The 17,857-nt window shown below is 42.3% G+C and carries 21 protein-coding genes; 1 reads left to right on the top strand and 20 read right to left on the bottom strand.

What is annotated here, in order from left to right:
• Window positions 1-4: 4 nt before the first annotated feature.
• Window positions 5-3,091 (bottom strand): SusC/RagA family TonB-linked outer membrane protein, encoded by a 3,087-nt coding sequence (locus HMJ38_RS18260; RefSeq protein WP_228780128.1) that lies wholly within the window; start codon window positions 3,089-3,091, stop codon window positions 5-7.
• Between the two features lie 536 nt (window positions 3,092-3,627).
• On the opposite strand from HMJ38_RS18260, the gene HMJ38_RS18255 reads away from it, so the two are divergent.
• On the top strand, window positions 3,628-3,843 hold the full coding sequence (locus tag HMJ38_RS18255; RefSeq protein ID WP_194975871.1) for a beta-propeller fold lactonase family protein: 216 nt from the start codon (window positions 3,628-3,630) through the stop codon (window positions 3,841-3,843).
• 315 nt (window positions 3,844-4,158) lie between these two features.
• Here HMJ38_RS18255 and HMJ38_RS18250 read toward each other — a convergent pair whose 3' ends face one another.
• From HMJ38_RS18250 to HMJ38_RS18160, 19 genes are all read right to left on the bottom strand, one after another.
• The gene (locus HMJ38_RS18250) at window positions 4,159-4,443 is read right to left on the bottom strand and encodes a hypothetical protein (RefSeq protein ID WP_194975870.1); all 285 of its coding nucleotides are present in this window, start codon (window positions 4,441-4,443) and stop codon (window positions 4,159-4,161) included.
• 18 nt (window positions 4,444-4,461) lie between these two features.
• Window positions 4,462-4,716, bottom strand: a complete 255-nt coding sequence (locus tag HMJ38_RS18245) for a helix-turn-helix domain-containing protein (protein WP_194975869.1) — start codon at window positions 4,714-4,716, stop codon at window positions 4,462-4,464.
• Window positions 4,717-4,729: 13 nt separating this feature from the next.
• Window positions 4,730-5,044 (bottom strand): hypothetical protein, encoded by a 315-nt coding sequence (locus HMJ38_RS18240; RefSeq protein ID WP_194975868.1) that lies wholly within the window; start codon window positions 5,042-5,044, stop codon window positions 4,730-4,732.
• Window position 5,045: 1 nt separating this feature from the next.
• A complete protein-coding gene (locus HMJ38_RS18235; protein WP_194975867.1) occupies window positions 5,046-5,282 on the bottom strand; it encodes a hypothetical protein in 237 nt (78 codons plus the stop codon).
• Between the two features lie 61 nt (window positions 5,283-5,343).
• Window positions 5,344-6,123 carry a hypothetical protein gene (locus tag HMJ38_RS18230; protein ID WP_194975866.1) on the bottom strand — a complete coding sequence of 260 codons (780 nt, stop codon included), beginning with the start codon at window positions 6,121-6,123 and terminating at the stop codon, window positions 5,344-5,346.
• A 48-nt stretch (window positions 6,124-6,171) separates the two neighbouring features.
• Entirely contained in the window at window positions 6,172-7,008 is an 837-nt protein-coding gene (gene traN, locus HMJ38_RS18225; protein WP_194975865.1) for a conjugative transposon protein TraN, read from the bottom strand.
• 13 nt (window positions 7,009-7,021) lie between these two features.
• Window positions 7,022-8,314 carry a conjugative transposon protein TraM gene (gene traM / locus HMJ38_RS18220; RefSeq protein ID WP_194975864.1) on the bottom strand — a complete coding sequence of 431 codons (1,293 nt, stop codon included), beginning with the start codon at window positions 8,312-8,314 and terminating at the stop codon, window positions 7,022-7,024.
• 88 nt (window positions 8,315-8,402) lie between these two features.
• Window positions 8,403-8,561 (bottom strand): hypothetical protein, encoded by a 159-nt coding sequence (locus HMJ38_RS18215; protein ID WP_194975863.1) that lies wholly within the window; start codon window positions 8,559-8,561, stop codon window positions 8,403-8,405.
• Window positions 8,562-8,568: 7 nt separating this feature from the next.
• Window positions 8,569-9,186, bottom strand: a complete 618-nt coding sequence (gene traK / locus HMJ38_RS18210) for a conjugative transposon protein TraK (RefSeq protein WP_194975862.1) — start codon at window positions 9,184-9,186, stop codon at window positions 8,569-8,571.
• 15 nt (window positions 9,187-9,201) lie between these two features.
• Window positions 9,202-10,422, bottom strand: coding sequence for a conjugative transposon protein TraJ (traJ, locus tag HMJ38_RS18205; protein WP_194975861.1), 1,221 nt, complete (start codon window positions 10,420-10,422; stop codon window positions 9,202-9,204).
• A gap of 10 nt (window positions 10,423-10,432) precedes the next feature.
• Entirely contained in the window at window positions 10,433-11,092 is a 660-nt protein-coding gene (locus tag HMJ38_RS18200) for a TerB family tellurite resistance protein (protein ID WP_228780127.1), read from the bottom strand.
• The gene (locus HMJ38_RS18195) at window positions 11,076-11,717 is read right to left on the bottom strand and encodes a hypothetical protein (RefSeq protein WP_194975860.1); all 642 of its coding nucleotides are present in this window, start codon (window positions 11,715-11,717) and stop codon (window positions 11,076-11,078) included. The genes HMJ38_RS18200 and HMJ38_RS18195 overlap by 17 nt, the downstream gene beginning before the upstream one ends.
• A 14-nt stretch (window positions 11,718-11,731) precedes the next feature.
• Window positions 11,732-12,424, bottom strand: a complete 693-nt coding sequence (locus HMJ38_RS18190) for a conjugal transfer protein TraI (protein ID WP_228780126.1) — start codon at window positions 12,422-12,424, stop codon at window positions 11,732-11,734.
• A complete protein-coding gene (locus HMJ38_RS18185; RefSeq protein WP_194975859.1) occupies window positions 12,421-14,883 on the bottom strand; it encodes a TraG family conjugative transposon ATPase in 2,463 nt (820 codons plus the stop codon). Before HMJ38_RS18185 ends, HMJ38_RS18190 begins: the two co-directional genes overlap by 4 nt.
• Window positions 14,884-14,901: 18 nt before the next feature.
• A complete protein-coding gene (locus HMJ38_RS18180) occupies window positions 14,902-15,240 on the bottom strand; it encodes a DUF4133 domain-containing protein (protein WP_194975858.1) in 339 nt (112 codons plus the stop codon).
• 3 nt (window positions 15,241-15,243) lie between these two features.
• The gene (locus tag HMJ38_RS18175) at window positions 15,244-15,750 is read right to left on the bottom strand and encodes a hypothetical protein (protein WP_194975857.1); all 507 of its coding nucleotides are present in this window, start codon (window positions 15,748-15,750) and stop codon (window positions 15,244-15,246) included.
• Window positions 15,684-16,004, bottom strand: coding sequence for a DUF4134 domain-containing protein (locus tag HMJ38_RS18170; RefSeq protein WP_194975856.1), 321 nt, complete (start codon window positions 16,002-16,004; stop codon window positions 15,684-15,686). Before HMJ38_RS18170 ends, HMJ38_RS18175 begins: the two co-directional genes overlap by 67 nt.
• A gap of 137 nt (window positions 16,005-16,141) precedes the next feature.
• Window positions 16,142-16,567, bottom strand: coding sequence for a hypothetical protein (locus tag HMJ38_RS18165; RefSeq protein ID WP_194975855.1), 426 nt, complete (start codon window positions 16,565-16,567; stop codon window positions 16,142-16,144).
• A gap of 152 nt (window positions 16,568-16,719) precedes the next feature.
• Window positions 16,720-17,550, bottom strand: coding sequence for an RteC domain-containing protein (locus HMJ38_RS18160; RefSeq protein ID WP_194975854.1), 831 nt, complete (start codon window positions 17,548-17,550; stop codon window positions 16,720-16,722).
• Window positions 17,551-17,857 lie beyond the last annotated feature (307 nt).

The raw sequence follows: 17,857 nt of genomic DNA, 5'->3' as shown, positions 1-17,857 counted from the left end.
TCAATTAGAATGTCAGGTTCAATCCTACCATATATGTTTTCACACTAGGAATACTGAGTCCCGTCGCTCCTTCTGGATCAATTCCTCTGAAGTCGTCAGAAGTAAATAAAAATGGATTCTGTGCTGATAAATAAACCCTGCATTGACTCATCTTTAAGGTGTTTAGCAGATTTGGAGGCAAATTATATCCAAGCGTAATCTGCCTTACTCTGACAAACGAACCATCTTGATAATTTAAAGCTTGGGCAAAAAGTGGTACCTGCCTACCGTCTCTAGGTCTTGGAAATTCATTGCTTGGATTATCTGGGGTCCAATAATTCACATTTAACCAATTTCTCCGACCTTCGTATTGAATGGCATTAGCATCACTTAGCATCTGGCCTATCCTGGCAAATACCATAAATGACAAATCAAATCCTCTGTAATTAAACCGATTAGTTATACTTCCTGACCATCTGGGAACGGTTGAACCTAAAATAACTCTGTCATCTGCATTTATAACCCCATCACCATTTGTATCAGCAACTCGAATTTCCCCTGGAGCAAAAGAACTCCCTGTTGCATTGAAAATGTCAATCTGCTCCAAGTCAGCTTCTGTATTTTGCCAAATCCCGTCAAAACGGAAGTCAAAAAAAGTGTTGATGGGTTGACCTATAAACCACCTACTACCAACATCATCCACTTTTCCCTGCGCCAATTCAATAATTTCCTCCTTGTTACTGAAAAAGACCAAATCCATATTCCAATTAAAACTTTTAGGAGAGGAAATGATTTCAGCACTAAGTGATGCTTCTATTCCGGTATTTCTTGTGCTTCCTACATTTTGAGTTATTTGGGTAAAGCCTGAGGCTGCTGGAAGCTGTCTTGACAAGATAAGATCAGTGGTATTTTGTTGATACAACTCAACAGAGCCCTGTATTTTGTTTTCAAAGAAACCGAAATCAATTCCAATATTGTATTGAAATGTGTTCTCCCATCCCAAAAGCGGATTGAAAAGTAAGTTGGGTTGAAAACCGAAAGCTGGATTGTCATTTGTGGAATAAACTGTCCTGCTTAATGATCCAAGAGTTGAATATGGACTCACCGCTGTGTTTCCGGTATTCCCTGCACTTGTTCTGATTTTGAGTTCTGAAACTCTTCCTGAATTAGCCATAAAAGGCTCATCAATGATATTCCAGCCCAATGCAATGGAAGGGAAAAAATTGAATTTCCTACCCTCCGCCAATCTAGAGGAACCGTCATATCTTCCAGTAAAAGTAAAAATATATTTCCCCTTAAAGGTGTAATTGAATCTTCCCATATAAGAGTTTAGCGCCCATCTTTCAAACCTTGACCCAAGAGAAGTTATATTATTTCCAGTACCCAAATTATACCACAATTGGCTATCATAAGGAAGGTCTAAAACGCTTGCATTGACCCTTTCAAACCTATCCTCTTCTATGCTATAAAGAAATGTAGCATTGATTTTATGGACATCAGCAATGATCTTATCGAAATACAAAAGGTTATCAAATATATAGTGAAACCTTTGGTCGGTGCTATAATCAGCAGTCGATGGCGCACCGGATCTCGCAGGCGGGCCTGTAAATGCTCCCCTTCTGTTGGTTCTGAAGTCTGGACCAACATTAACTCTGTACTTGAGTCCATCAAATATTTGAACCTCAGTATAAAAGGTTCCAAAAAAGTGATTTAATCTATTTTCAATAAATTGATTGTCCCGTAGATTTATAGGATTGGAAATCGTGTTATCGCCAGCTGGAAACAAAATAGGAAAGCCTTCTTCATCAAAAATAGGAGCCAAAGGGTTAGCTGCTGCACCTGCACTGTAAAGATTTCCTGTCTCATTTCTTACATTATAAGCACTGGCCATGGTACCACCTACTTTGAGAATTTTGTTTACCTGATGATCAATCGTAAGTCTTGCAGTAAACCTATTATAATCAAACCCTTCAACAACACCTTTATTTTCGAAATAACCTCCACTTACTGAAACCTGGGTTTTTTGATTTCCGCCTTGGAAACTTAACTGATGATCCTGCATAACGCCCGTCCTCGTCACATCATCAAACCAATTGAAAGATCTTACATTATTCGGATTGTAACTACCCGACTCATCATATCCCATCATCACGGATTCTATAACTCCAGGGTCTGCTACAAAAAACATTTCTCTATCCAAATCCTGATTGGGAACATCCGATGGGTATCGGCCAATTGCCCTTCTTGCCTCCCTTCTGAATTCGGCAAACTCTGCACCATTCATTACATTGGGTCTGTTAAGTTCCCTTTGAATTCCATAATATGAATTATAGCTGAACTGGGAAACTCCCTCCTTTCCTCGTTTAGTGGTAATCAAAATAACCCCGTTAGCACCTCTTGATCCATATATAGCCGTTGCAGAGGCATCTTTCAATATTTCCATAGATTCTATATCCATAGAATTAATGCTATTGAGATTCCCTAACAAAGGTATCCCATCGACCACTAATAAAGGTTCATTTGATGCTGCAAAAGAACGGTTACCTCTTATCCTTATTGAAGGAGCAGCCCCAGGACTGTGGCTGGGCATGGCAATATCAACTCCTGGTGCCATTCCCTGAAGGGATTGGACAGCATTGAGAGCTGGTACTTCCATTAGACGTGAACCGCTTACAGATGTAACAGCACCAGTTATGTCCTTCTTCCGCAGTGTACCATAACCTACCACAACCACTTCTTCAAGTGATGCCGCGTCCTCCACCATTACCACATTGATGATCGTTCTGTTACCAACCACGATTTTTTGGGATTCGTAGCCAATAAAGGAAAATATCAAAACCGCATCATCGGGAACGGTAAACTGGTATTCTCCTTCAAGATTGGTCACCGTTCCAATAGATGTGCCTTCCACCAATATAGAGGCTCCGGGCAAGGGCTCCCCATTGGTCAGTTCAACTTTACCAGTGATCATTTTTTCAAAAACGTCCAATTCCATTACATTATTGGATCTGTGTTCGGACTCGGTACTTCCATTAGCAAATGCTAACGATACAATTGTCATTAAACCAATGGATAACGAGACCACTTTTGATCCAAATCTAACTATCCTCATGATTCGTTTTGATAAACCTTGTTCCATACTTTAAGGGTTTATTGTTTATAATTATTATCTATATATTCATTTCAAAATTTATATTGAAAATTTTGCTAAACACCTGAAATTCAATGTTTCAAAAAGAATCATCAAATCTTAATTTTCAGAAACTTTCTGCCCTATGAAATTCTCGGAGGTATAGCAGAATATATTGAAAGTAAAAGTAAAGAGAGTTTTTAGCAGGTTCTTCCATTAAATTTGCAGGAAATTGAACAATAATTGCCGGGTAGGAAGATTCTTCATTAATTTTTGCAAAAAATCAGTTATTTTAATTCATAGTTTTTAATTAGAGCCATTTATTGCCGACATACATTTGAAAAAAAATCATACATTTATAACTTCGGTATTCACAAATCCATCAAACTTTTTAGGATAATATTTTTAATTTTCTAATCCAGCCTTTTAATACCTAAAAATTAAACCAATCCAGCCATGAGCAAATCATCTATTTCAAAACACCTAATTACTTCACTTCTCTGTTTTTTGTGATCTGCATGAATGAAACACAGAGACAAAAAGAAATAGAAATGCTTTTTGTTGGCACCTATACAGAACGGGACAGCAAAGGCATTTATGTCTTTGGATTTGATAGAGCTAAGGGCAAGTTGACGCTGGCTCAAACTATCTCTGACAGGGCTAGCCCAACATGCTTGGACATCCTCCCTGAAGGCGGATATTATATGTTCCATATAGGCAGGGATCAGTTATAAATCATAAGTATACTTAATTTCGATTATCTCCTAGTATTTTTTGAAATTGAAATTTCAACCACTTAAATTTTAAACTCTCAAGAAATCTCTAAAATTTGATCTTAACGTTTAAAAACAAGTTCGTTACAATAAAATGAGAATGAATGGGTAAAATCACATCATATTTATTTTCAATGACTCATAAATTCGAAAGTTTCTAAAACAACTATGCGAAAATCCTAGATATCAAGATCAGTAGGGATATGGAAAAACTTAGGTTTGTTTTAAAGGGTTGAGTTCATTATAAATTTTAACCTGATTTAATGGTTCTTTTGATTACCTTAACTTCAACCCAACCCTACTCCCCTCCTTGGGATGATAACTTGGTTCATAAATGATAAATCCCCATTCAACCAGGTCTGATATACACTTGTGGTAAGTGGCAATCCCTTTGATATGGGCCATTTTCATAAGCTTCTGCCTGGAAACCTGTAGATGGTTTAATCCATTTTCTTCAATCACGAGTTGTAATATTGCCGCAAAGACACAGATATGGCTGGTCAATGCTCTTTTATCCTGCTGAATTCTTTTCAGTATTTTCCAGATTTCCCCACTATCCATTTCAACAACAATTCCTCTCTATTCCCCAAATAATCCCCTTACCTCTTCCAAAGAATAATAATAGCTTCCCCCGATTTTCTTTGGGTTCAACTTTCCGCTGATTCTCAGATTCTGAAGGGATCCCGGGGAAATCTTAAGGATTTTCCTCACCTCTGAACTCCGCAACCAGTCATGAGACTTTTCCTTCCTTGGTTCCATCAACCTTGCAATATCCTCCAATAATCTCAACCTGAGCTTCTCCAAATCCTCCTTCGTAACCAAATCAATGTTCATTTCCCCTCTCCCCTTATATTATTTGGACTGTACTGTTTTTCATACGGTTGTAGGTCGGCATGTACCTGATGTATCCAAAATCCGCCAACTGGTTTAGGATTTTGAAGTAAGTCGCGGTACTTGAAATCTTGGAAGCCTCCATGATTTCTTCCCTATTAATTGGAAAAGGAGCCTGTCCACCATACTCCACCTGCTGATGATAAAGTACAGTGAACAGGCCTATATGGGAAATACAGATCCGTGGATCATTCCTGATTGATTTAATAAATCCATCTATGGGATTTATGTTAGCCTCCTTTGATTTCCAATCAAACTGTTTCAGATCCATCTCAATGAATTCCCCTTCTTTTCCTCTTTACCCGGACTTTCTTTCCTTCATCCTCACTTTGCCCTGATTTCAAATTTCCATCCAGACTTTTTTCTTCTGTCTGATCTTTGGGCTCCTCTTTACATACTCCTTCAATCAGGGCATCTGTAAATTCCTCATCATGCACAGAAAGCAAAGGATTGGCATCCGGGTCAATCCTATGTTCCTGCTTTCCCTCTAACTTATCCAATGTTGACATCCCTTACTCTATTTGGTCAATTTCCTACCTTGCACTAAACCTTCTACCCAAGAATAAGATATCAGCTTACTTTAACTTTTTTTCTGGATTTCACCTTCGCCCCATGACCATCCCCTGAATCATTGGACGCTCCTTCTTTCATCCCTTTTTTTTCCGATTTACTCTGGGATTCTTTTTGGTTATTGTTGCGTCCGATCCTATTCTGGCTCTGGTCATAGACATTGATGGACTTAAACTGAGGGGAGGCTTCAACAAAACGCTTTTGTTCATCATCCCCATCCTTGAAAGTGACGGACTGCCTGTTCCCTTTTTTCAGGGAATCCATCAGCCTGTCTTTGTCCTCTGGACTTGACAATTCCTTGATTGGGTGTTTTTCCAAAGCCTTCTCAAGGTCAAATCCATAGTTTTCATGGAACTGCTTTGGCTTGAAGTTTCCATTCGAATCGGTTTCCTTGAAATTCAACTGTAACCAGGCATTGTATTTCTCCCCTTCTCTGTTGACAAGGTCCTTGTTTACAGACCTACCGTCCATCAGGTTGTAAGCCTCCTTCAGGGTAATGTTGTTTTCCTTTCCGATATAGAATGTCTGCTTCATTTCGATATCCTCATTACCCTTTTTCAGGCTCGTGTCATACTTGTTAAAAAAATACATGTCGGTCTGATCCGATTTGCGGAAATGCAGGTCTGAAGTCATTTTGTCATTCCCAAACTCCGTGTTGTGCCGGATTGTGAATGTTGGTTCACCCTGCACCATTTTCTCTTTGAGCTGATTTTCAAGTCCCTCCCCAAAACCTGTGTATTTAACCTGGTTTTTGAGGTAATCATAATTCTGTTCATTCATGATCTTGTTATTTAATGTTTGATATCCGGGAAAGTGGATGCAGTATTTCTACCAGACAGGAAGTGCCTGAATGAGTTTTCTGTTTTTAACTTTTAAATGGAGATGCCTCCCACCGTTGTCTTCCAAAAATTCAATGCTTAGGTATTTTTTGTCAGGAATGGTAAACTTCTGAAGCTCAAACACAATTGTCCGATCCGAAAATCCGGGGACATTCCTGGTGTTTCCGCTGACCCTTTCCTGAATGATTTCAATCTCCTGTGAAGCTGTCCTTTTGGTTTTTCTCAGATCCCTGATATACACCCTGAACTGACCGACATCGTATTTGATGAAAGTCCTGTTATTGATTTCAAGTTGAAAAAAGAGCCTGTCTTCATGGATGTATATTCCTTTCAGGGTGAGATCCATACCGAATCTGTGATCCCTTACTCCCCCGATTGTCCTTTTTTTGACTGCTATCCTTTCCATAAATGCCCTTGAAAGCCTATCATCATCCTTTGGATCGGTAAAACTTGCCAGGGTGTTTTTATCTTGCTCTCCAATTGAAAGATTGAGCGAAACAGGGTCAGATTGATAATATAACAGAAATGAATACAGCTTTCCGTCTGAGGTAATAACCGTGAGATTGGTGTTTTCAAAATACCCCGAAGCTGCCTTTAACTGAAGTATGTTTTCTACCTTATTTGCCTTTTGGACCAACACCTCATTGTTTCCCCGGTCCACACTCCTGACTGCAAAGGGAAATATCAGGTTGGTCGTCTTTTTGTCCGTGATTGCCAGTTCAAGCGGTTTGATACTTTTGATTTCCTGAATACTTTGTTGGGCAAATCCATTTGAAATGGTCAGTACCATGATAGTGGCACAAAACCAAAATATTTTACATTTCATAATTTCCTATTTTTCAATGTTTCCCATGTTGTTTTTCATCCAGCAGCCAGACCTGATAGCCTGCTTTGACGGTCACTTTGATCAGCTTCATCTTTTTGCTGAGCAGGTTTCTTGCGGTTTCTATTCCCGAACTGGCAGCTTGGGCTTCCAATGTGGGATTGAAGGTATTGATACCGAATCCCTGAATGGCCTGATCACCTGACTGCTTTACCGCATCCCTGGAAATGGCTCCGGGAACATAGATCCCCTCCAGGCCATCGGAATCAAATAGGTTCAGGGAAACAGGCATGATGTATTCCCCCATCCTGATATTTTGGATGTTGATTTTAAGACGCTCCCCGTTGAGGGAGGCTGTGCCGTACACAAAATGGTCCTTGGGAATAAGCATGCCATCAATCCTGACCTGCTCCAGCAGTCTCAGTTTGACAGTGGTGCCTGAAACCAGGGTCTGGGTTTCATGAACAACGGCACGGATGGAATTGGCACCCATTGGGTCAGTGCCGTCGTTTTCCATCGAGTAGAATCCGTTTTGGTTTAGAGCTTCAATGGGAATTCTATGGTTGTCCGGATATGTTCTGGACAATCCTGAAAAAACACCCTCGTCCTGATCTTTCATTACCGTATGGATATTTTTCATGTTGGATTCTTTCGCTTCGTTAATCCTTTGGGCAACTCTTTCTGGATGTTGAATATCCAGGATGTTTTCAAGGATATTTTTGATCTCTTTCATTTCCGGATCTTCTCCCTGATTTCCCCTGTTCATCATCGACATCATCTGCTCCAACCGGTCCAGGTCATGGTCTATGGAAAGTGGTTCTGGTTTAAAATATTCCTTTTCCTTTGGAGCTTCCATAACACTTCCCTTTTCCAACACCTCGTTCAGTTGTTTGAGTTTTTCCATGACCATTGCTTCATTTGGATCAATTTCACCGGGACCTGTATATATTCCTTGCTTTGCTCCGATGCTGCTTTTCTTATCCGGGTTTCCGTATTCCGAATCCGGTTCATCAGGAATCATATAGGCCATTTTTCTGTAGGGATCATTTTTGATCTGCTCCATTCTTTTCAGGGAATCCTGGGCGGCCTTTTCATAATAAGCCAGTTTTCCTGTTTCCAATAAAGGGTTTCCTGCAACCTGTGGGAGTTCTGTGTTGAATCCAATCTCCAATTCTTCCTTGCCCAAATTATCCGTACCTTTCCCGCCTCCCAGTGCCCAAAAGCCCATACTCAGAAAGGGAAAAACCAATAAAGGCATGATGGTATAGAACTTCCTGTCCCGCTTCCATTTTTCTGTCATCTGTTCCATATAATTTATTGTTTGTTGATTATTTCTTTTCCTTAAATGGTTCCTTCCTTTCTGGCCAAAACCTGACTTTGATCAATCCCTGTTTTTCTTAAATCCCCTCACCCTTAATCACTATGCTGATCCAGTAAAGGCCCATCAAAAGGGTCAAAAGCAATACGATGAGCTTCTTCCTCCGAACGGTCAGGTTGTTGAACTTTACCCCTACCCAACCTGCCACTGTATTCATTATCCTTTGCATAGCTTTCATATCAATCTCATCTGTTTTTGACGCTTAGGTCCCTGTTTTCTAGGGTTCTCCATTTTTCTATCAAAAGCCCATGGGGATTGTGATCGCTTCTCGAAACATTCCTCAGGTATCCCTCCGTGACCAGGATCCGCTCAACCACCGAACTTGCCCTTGTAATCGTCTGCTTTCCATAGAATTTGAAATGGAAAGGGTATTGGCCAATTTCAATGTTAACACTGTCAGCTTTGATGGTCTGACTGATATTTGCAGAGATGATATTGCTGAAATAGCTTCTCTCCTTCAGGTTGTCATATTGCTTTTTGGCAGAACCGTCTGCCAGATACAGGGCCTTGGAGATGTTTTCACTAATGGCTTTGTCATCGGGATCAAGACTGAAAAAATATCTGTGGAAAGTAATCACATGATCCCTTGCCTCCACGATGATGTTTTCATTCCTTCCCGATGCAAATGCTTCCAGCACTTTGCCGTCTGCCAAAATGTAGATCTTATCCTGAAGGCTGCTTACTGTTTGATAGCTTTTGAAGAGAACAAACCCGCAGAGCAACATACATCCCATGATCACCATCATGGTGAAAATCCTGATCTGCCTAAATGTGGTTTCTATGTTTTTTGCTTTTGTGAACATGCTGGATCTGTTTAATTATGGATTTCCCTGGATTTTATTGCCCATATATCCCCCTTCCCTGAAATATCCGGATGAGGTCCCATGGGATGACATGCTTTGGGATATTCTCCCTGCGTCCCCGAACTTGTCGGCAACCATTCCCGCTCCTTTTACAGCCAGTCCTGCCCCTGTTCCGGCCATAGCCAATGTTTTGATTGTTCCGCCACTGAAAATTCCGGTAACCTTATGGGGCAAAGCACCTCCTGAAGCTGCATGGACTATATAATTGGAAACTGAAGGCACGGTAAAGTAGCCGATGATCCCGATGATCATGAAGATCAGGTAACCTGTATCGGTTGCCGTAAAAAAAGTATCCCCTCCCTGGTTTATCTGTGAAATATCCAGTTCCAGCATCTTTTCCTGAACCTTTCCTATGATCGCCCCGAAAATATTGGCCACCGGAAGCCATAGGAATACATTGATATACCGGGCAAGCCAGACAGTCAAGGTATGTTGAAAGCCATCAAAAACAGCAAGCCCGAAGACCAAAGGGCCAAGAATGGCCAGCACCACCAATTGGAAGGTTCTGAGTGTATTGATGCACAGGGAAGCTGCCTCGAAGAGAATCCTGAGTATTTCACTCAAACCTTGTTTGATGGAATTTCTGAAACCATATGACATCTTTGCTCCTGCAAATGCAAAACCGTTGCTGATACTTTCCCAGAAACCTTCGTTTGGGACCGGAGCATCTTCTGAAAGTCCCTGTGTATATTTCAGCCATTTCTCCCTGTCACCGTGTTCAGTTTCCCCAACATACATCTGCCAATACCTGCTATCCTTTACCGCTTGTTGCTTTCTTTCCAGCAATACCCTGATGGCCCTGTCGGAATTCTCTACCATGGATGCTGTACCACGGACCGTGGGCTGCATTACACCGTTGATAAGTGAAAGCACCGAGGGGAAAACCATAATGGCAAAACCGATAACAAAAGGTCTGAACAGTGGATAAAAATCAACGGGTTCGGCATTGGAAATACTCCTCCAAACCCTGGATGCGATATACCATGTTGCGGCAAATCCCGCAATTCCCTGCCCGACCCCGATAAGCTGACTTGAAAGGGGGATCATTTCTGCATACAGTTGATCCAGTATCCCATTCAGTCCCCTGATGTCAACATTAATTTGCTGGGCATTTGCTGCCATGGGAAGCAGCAGTCCCTTCATCATGGCAAAAGTATATTTCAAATATCTGGACATAATTACGTTCTTATTTTGGCAGACCGTGAAGGTCCTCCAACAGATTGTTTTCCCTCACCTCTTTTCCCCGCTGCAAAGCCAGCAAACTGGCACCTTCATTAAAGACCCTCAGGAAACTGAGTTTATCTTCCATATCACTGAAAATCCTGTCTATGGATTGCATCCTTTCATCATCTCCCATTCTCAGACTGTTCGCTGTCAGTACCATCACCAGGTCATCCAGATTCCGGAGACTGTTCTGAAAAAGCCTGTTATATACCCTGCCCATATATTCAATTTCATCGATGTCAAAAACCCCTGACCTCCGGTAAAAATCAAATGCATTTCTGTATTCCCTTACCAACCTGAGCTGATAATCAATAATGGCAGGTACTCTGTGGTAATTCCTTACTGCGGGACTGACCTGCATCAGTGCATCCAGAAAAATTCTGTGGATGTTGAAATTGCCTTCTGATAAGTCCTTGACCTTACCAAGGCCCTGGTTCATAATTGTATATCCTCTTTCAAGATCCCTTAGAATCTGTTGCAACTGTGCCAGTTTTTCCACATTGAGAAGCAATTGTGCCGCCTCCTCTACTTGGGCAACTGTCCTGACCGGATTGAAGCAGATCAGAAAAGCACCCAAACCAATTGCAAGACTTATGTTGATCAACTTATTGTACAATGCCATAATTTTCCTCCATTCTTTTAATTTCCTCCTGTTCCTTTCTTCTTTCTGCTGACAGCCCTCTCAGGTCATTGTCCAAAATCAGCGCAAATGAATAGGTTTCCAGCATTTTAGTATAAATACCCTCTATCCTATCGAGCCTTTCCCTATCTGTCATTTCCAGTGCACTGTCGGTCAACAGGGAGGTCAGCAAGGACAGGTTCACCATGCTCTCCGTAATGATTCTATTGAAAAATCCGCTTGCGAAGTCCCTCTCTTTATTGTCCAGAAACTCCATGTCCATTACTGAATTCCTGGATTTAAGCGAGACAATACCGGACTGAAGTTTTATGATTTCGGCAAGCCTGGAATAGGCAGATACTGTTGGGCTGATTTTTCTTAGCTTTCCGAAGTGATCACTGTGGATATTGAAATCCCCCTCTTTGATCTCCCCAATTACACCAAGCCCGGCCCTTGCGGTCTCATAGCATTTCCAAGCTGTATTGGTATACACCTTCAGGGCAACGATCTGCTCCAAGAGGTACCTCTTCTTGGTCTCTTTCTGCCTCCACCATTCATCAAAGTTCTGGGCCATAAGGCTTTCAGCAGACAAAACCGCCAATACAATAAGCAATACTGTTTTCTTCATTCTATACTATTGGTCTATTTGATTCCGTACAACTCTTTGGTGGTTTCAAGGGAAGCCTGTTCCCTGCTCCTGCTAAGACTGATCATGGCGTTCTGCCTGTTAAATGCCAGCAGGTCATAAAGGTTGATTTCAACACTGTTTCCTACCTTATGGATGATCTCAAGTCTTTGGGCATCACTCATCTGGACCCTGAAGGAATTGACGACCATTAGCATCTGCTCTATGTTTTTGGCCGATTCCACCAGCATTCCCGAGTACACTTTTCCCATATACAATCTTTCACTGTCCGTAAAATTCCCGTCCTTACCGATGACCCTCCAAACCCTTTGGTATTCCAACACCATCCTTGTCTGCATCTCTGTGATTTCCTTTACCCTTCGGTAGTATGCGATCAGTGATTTCACCCTGTTCAGTTCATCAAAATAGTTGCTGTACAGGTCCCGCTGCCTGTCTGTCCATTCGCTGATTTCATCAAGGCGGAGTTTGGACATGGTGTTTTCTATCACTTTTTGGGCATTCTGTAGCCAGATGATCCTGTTCTGCTGCCGCTGTATCTGTAGGTCTACCGCAACGATCACTTTTTTGACCCCTGCTTCAATGATCTTTAAGATCGCAACAGGTACTGCCGCCTCACTGTATTGCTGAGGCACAGTTGAAAAGACAAGTACCAGGGTGGCGACTATGATTTTGATTTGTTTCTTCATCATTTTGCCTGTCTGAGTTCTGATGCCAACACTTCGATTCCTTTTTGGATTGATCCAAACCGTTCAGCATATTCGCTGACCTTCACCTTTTCGCTTTCTTCTGTGGTATAGACCAGGTATTCCTCCAGTGACACCTCTGTCCTGTAAACCTTGGAAACCATCCCTCCAAGGCTGATGAACACTTCCTTGTATTTTCTTGCCGGATCATTGGCCCGGTTGACAGAAAGCACAAGAGCCTTTTCCTTTTCGGTTAGCCCCAACAGCTCCTGTATCCCGTCAAACTTGTTCTGATATTTGGACTGGTCCAATAGGATCTTGCAGTCCGAATTGTTGATGATGGCCTGTTTGACCACCGGGGAACTGATGATGTCCTCCACTTCCTGGGTGACCACAATGGCCTCCCCAAAAAATTTCCTCACAGTTTTGAAAAGATATTTGATGTATTCGGCCATTCCTTCTTTGGCTATGGCCTTCCATGCCTCCTCTATCAAGATCATTTTCCTTATCCCTTTGAGCTTTCTCATCTTGTTGATAAAAACCTCCATGATGATGATGGTCACCACAGGGAATAGGATCGGGTGGTCTTTGATGTTGTCCAGTTCAAAAACAATAAAGCGTTCCTGAAGCAGTTCCAGATTTTCAGTCGCATTCAGCAGGTAATCAAATTCCCCGTCCCTGTAATATGGCCTGAGCACATACAGGAAATTGCCGATATCAAAATCCCTGTCCTTTACCTTTTCCGATTCCAGAACCTTTACAAATAAATCTCTTAAAAACTCATAAAATGAGTTGAAGCAGGGGAAAATATGTGGATTTTTTCCAAGGTGTTCATAGTAAAGCTGAAGTGCATTTGACAGGGCCACGTATTCACTCCTGTTGAAGGTCTCATCATCTTTTTTCCAGAGGGCCAGCAACAGGGTCTTGATGCTTTCTTTTTTCTCCGTATCCAGATTGTCACCTTTGCCTATATAAAAGGGATTGAACCGGATCGGGCTTTTTTCATTGTAGGTGAAATAATAGCCGCCCACCAGATCACAAAGCCCCTTATAACTGTGGCCCACATCCACCAGCACCACATGTGTTCCCTGTTCATAATATGAGCGTACCATGTGGTTGGTGAAAAAGGATTTGCCGCTTCCCGAAGGTCCCAATATGAATTTGTTGCGGTTGGTGCATACCCCTCTTTTGACAGGCTCATCTGAAATATCCACATGCACGGGCCTTCCCGTGAGCCTGTCCCCCAACCTGATGCCAACGGGACTTAGGGAAGATCTGTAGCTGGTTTCCAGGTTCAGAAAACAGGTGGCATGCTCCAAAAAGGTGTCAAAGGTATCATTCATGGGGAAATCGGCCGCATTCCCGGGAATCCCTGCCCAGAATATCTGGGGTGCGCCGATGGTCTCCTCTTTGGCCACTGCATCCATCTGGGCAAGGGCGGACGAAACCATGTTTTTGATTTCCTTCAACTGATCCTTTTCTTCTGTCCAGGTCAGGACATTGAAATGGGCTTTGACCGGCAACCGCTGTTCCCCTATGGCTTCATTGAGAAAATCATTGGCGGCATCCCTGGCAATAAGGTTTTCACGGCTATATGCAGCAAGGGACTGAAGCCTCAGTCTCTTGCTTTCCAGTTTTTTGATGGTCTGTGCAGGATCATCCAGAAAAATATACTGATTGTAAATATGGTTACAGGGAAGCAACTGCCCGAGCGTGGATGCAAAACCCACACTGAATCTAGTCCTATCAGTGCAGTACCTGTCATAATCTATCCTGCTGCCACAGAGCAGTGGAAGGTCATCTGCCTCCCCCAAAGTAAACAGCCTGCATTTTTTGTTTCCTATACGCAGTGTGTCCTTCAGACTGATATCATAGACAAATCTTTCTCCCTCATGTTCCTGCAGGCTGCAATACTTTTCCACCAGCCCAGAACTTTCCTTACTGCTCAGGATGTCACTGTCCCCGAAAGCTTTCAGTTTCACAAATCCGCTGTCCTCCAATATTCTCTGGAACTGCCCACAGGAATCAAGGAATTCCTGGACCGACACGGCATCCAGCACATCAACAGGTATCAGGTTTCCCCTGATCAGGCTGGAAAACATGCTGCTTCCCGCTTTCCTATCTGCCGGTTTTTTGGTCAGAAATACATGGCAGCGGTGATCGAGGTATGGCCTTTCATGGAAATGGCGCTCGCTGCTCTGTGATAGAAATCCGGGGGTTTTACCAAAATCCCCCTGATGGCCGGTATTCACAAACCAATCCTGCTTATGAAAAACAGAATGTCTTGGCAACACCTTCAAAGCCTTGACCCAGGCCTGATGGAAAGCTTCGTAATCCCTGTCACTGAGTGTGAACAGCTCGGGCAGTTCCAAATCAAATGCCCTTGTCACATCTCCCTGTTTGGAGAGCAGACATCCGTTTTCGACGGCCATAACCGGCATAATTTCCTTTAACCACTTTTCCATAACTGCATTATATTCCTTTCATCTTCCCGATTCCTTTTCCATTTCTGTCAGGATAAAATCCTTCCTACCATTGCATCTGAGCGAATCAGGAAGGCTTTTCCTGGCCAGCATTTTCATCATTCCGTATTCCCCGTATTTTGAGCTCATGGAATAGATCTTCATGACCAGAAATACTCCCAGAACTGAAATGAAGGTTATACATATCCATTGATTGATCCCGATCAGATACATCGCTGCAAAAAGGATCATCAATGCAATGACTCCGCCTCCCACGTACCAGATGTACTGTGCCTTCAATCCTTTGAACTCAATGCTCTTGTTGACACCCTTATTGATTTTGTAAATGCTTACTGCCACGGGTCAACTGTTTTCAAACCTGTCAAACAGAACTGCTGTAAACTCGGACTCCAATTGTATATCTTTTCCTTCCTTGTCTTTGAATCCATGCTTCTCAAAAAGGTGGTCATGGTTTTCAATGATGTTGATGATCTCATAAGTCAGGACACCTGTTTCAGATAGCTGATCGTACTTCTTTTTGAAGTTCCTTTCGATCAAGTCTTTGACAAAGCAGAATTTGGAGGGCTTGAGATCACTGACCATTGATTCCAGACAGGTATCCAGAATTTCATCTTCCCAACTCCCCTGTTCCTTCAGCCTTTTGGCCAGCACCATTGCAGTACTGACCTTATCAGATATATATCGTTTCATGGATTCATTGCCTTCCATCCTGACTATCAGATCGGGATTGTTCTCAGCGATGTAATTCCTGAAGAGGCATGTCAACCTGTCCCTGATACTCATCAGATTCCGAAGAATGAACTGATGACTGTGGCCACTACCACCAGAAATACGCAGCTTCCAAACCATGCTGCAGCAACTTTACCCGTATCGGGATCCCCTGCATTCCATTTCTGGTAAACCTTTACCGCCCCTATAAGGCCAAGCAAAGCACCTACACCATACATCAGGTTGGTGCCTGCCAGAAAATAACTCCTTACCTGCCTGTTGGCCTCATTGATCCCAGCAAGTCCGTCCTGTGCCTGTGCTTCACTGACCACAAACAGCAGCATCAAAAGCAAAACTGTCATCAGTCCAAATCCTGTTTTCTTTCTTCCTTTCATTTTTGTTATTGTTTTGATTTTAGATTTTTTTTAGAAAATGCTCCCGGCACGGTACCCTGAAAGGATAAAGGCCGGGAGCAGGGCCGGAACAGTGCACCTCCCATACGCTCCATATCATGCTTCACTGCCCGGCCCCTTCAACCCATGTGTTCCCAGTATGCTTCCAGTTCCCCATCCGAGAAATCAAGACCGCAGATTTCCTCGGAATGCTGTATGAGGAAATTCCTGATGGCAACCCGGTAGGCAGGCTCCCGAAACCCGGAATAGTTTTGCAGTATCCGGCTAGTCCTTTCCAGAATCTCAGCCTTTCCTGCATTTTTGCCTGCCCCCTCCAGGATGCTCCTGATATCCGACACCACTGTTTCAAGTTCTTCCATCGGATCTTTCGACCCTTCATCAGACCAATCCACTTTCCCTTTCTTTTCGGCCTGATCCGGAAATCTGCCTGACAACAGGGTGCGGATATCATTTTTATAATAGATGGAAATCACCACCGCATAATAGCCAAGGGCAACTATACCTGTACCCATGAGGTATTCCTTCCAACTGATTGCTTCAAGCATATGTGCATTGTTTTACATTTGACTTAAGCAAATTTGGTGGGATAGGGCTTGGTTTTTTTACACTGCGGTGGTAGCTACCAAAAATAAAATCGAAAAAAATTCAGGCTGGGATCCCTGACATTTATATGTTGTCCTTAATTCCATTTCCTTGATTATTCCATATCGGCCTCATCCATGCGTTTTTCCAGACTGTCCTTCAGGTTGTCCAGGTAAACAGTCCGGTTCTTTTTTCGGATGCGCATGCTCTGGAAAGTCCTGTAAAAATTCCCTGTTTCCACATTAAAGGTTTCTTCCAATATCTGGATGATGGATTTGACATCACTTTTGCCCTGATTTACCGAACCCCTGCTCTGAAGGGCATAGGCCAGTTCAATCAGGGCCGCCTTGGAATCCGTCCATAGCATATGGGATTTATTAGGGACTGAGGTTTGATCCTTTCCTGTTTCAAGCTCCCTGATACTTTTTTTGAGGAATGCAGAAATCCTTTCATTGGCCATGATCATGGAAAGTGTAGTGCTGCAGTCCGACAAATATTCCTTTTCGGTTTCAAAAAGCGGGGACTTAAACAACTGTGTTTCTGTTTTTGAAAACAGCTCTTCGTCCAAGTCTTTTCTTCCCAAACAATAATACCTGTACAGGAAATTGTTTCTTCTGAAAAAAAGCTCCTTTTCCTTCAACAGCCCCGAAAAATACCTGATGGTCTGCTTTTTGGTTCCAAGGGGCCTGTTGGTTTCTATAAAGACCAGGTCAGCATAATAAAGCTGTTCCGATCGGAACAGGGGCAATAATTCTTTATAAAACCTAATTTCTGTTTCTCTGTCCAAAAAATCCTGGGTGTCCATAAAAGCGTACAATTCTGAAAGGATTTCCCTTACAGCTTCAAGACAAGAGTGCGCAGACTGAATTCCATTATCAGCAGTCATACCCGAGAGCCTGATAGATTCTTTCATTTTGTCATGAAGTGCTTTGATAAAATCTTCCATTATATCGCTGTCATAACCCACATAATTTATTGATCGAATTAATGATTTCAGATCACAACTCAATCTAACAGAATGAACCTTAACATTTAGGCGGAATGGTTGGAAACATGAGCGGAATATTAGAAAAATGTGATCAAGTATAATGATGGTCCACTGAAGTATGTGCTCATATTTTCAGTAATATTTATGATTTTACTGGAAATAAAAAATTGGTTTATCCATATAAAATTATGCTTTTCACATATTATTGATCAAAATTTACCAAACACCCTTATTTTTAATCGTTTTTGGTAAATAATTCGTAATA

The sequence above is a fragment of the Aquiflexum lacus genome (genome assembly GCF_015476655.1).
GTDB classification, from domain to species: Bacteria; Bacteroidota; Bacteroidia; order Cytophagales; family Cyclobacteriaceae; genus Aquiflexum; species Aquiflexum lacus.
The sequence above is the reverse complement of the archived record's forward strand: the minus strand, read 5'-3'. Positions and strand labels throughout refer to the sequence as shown.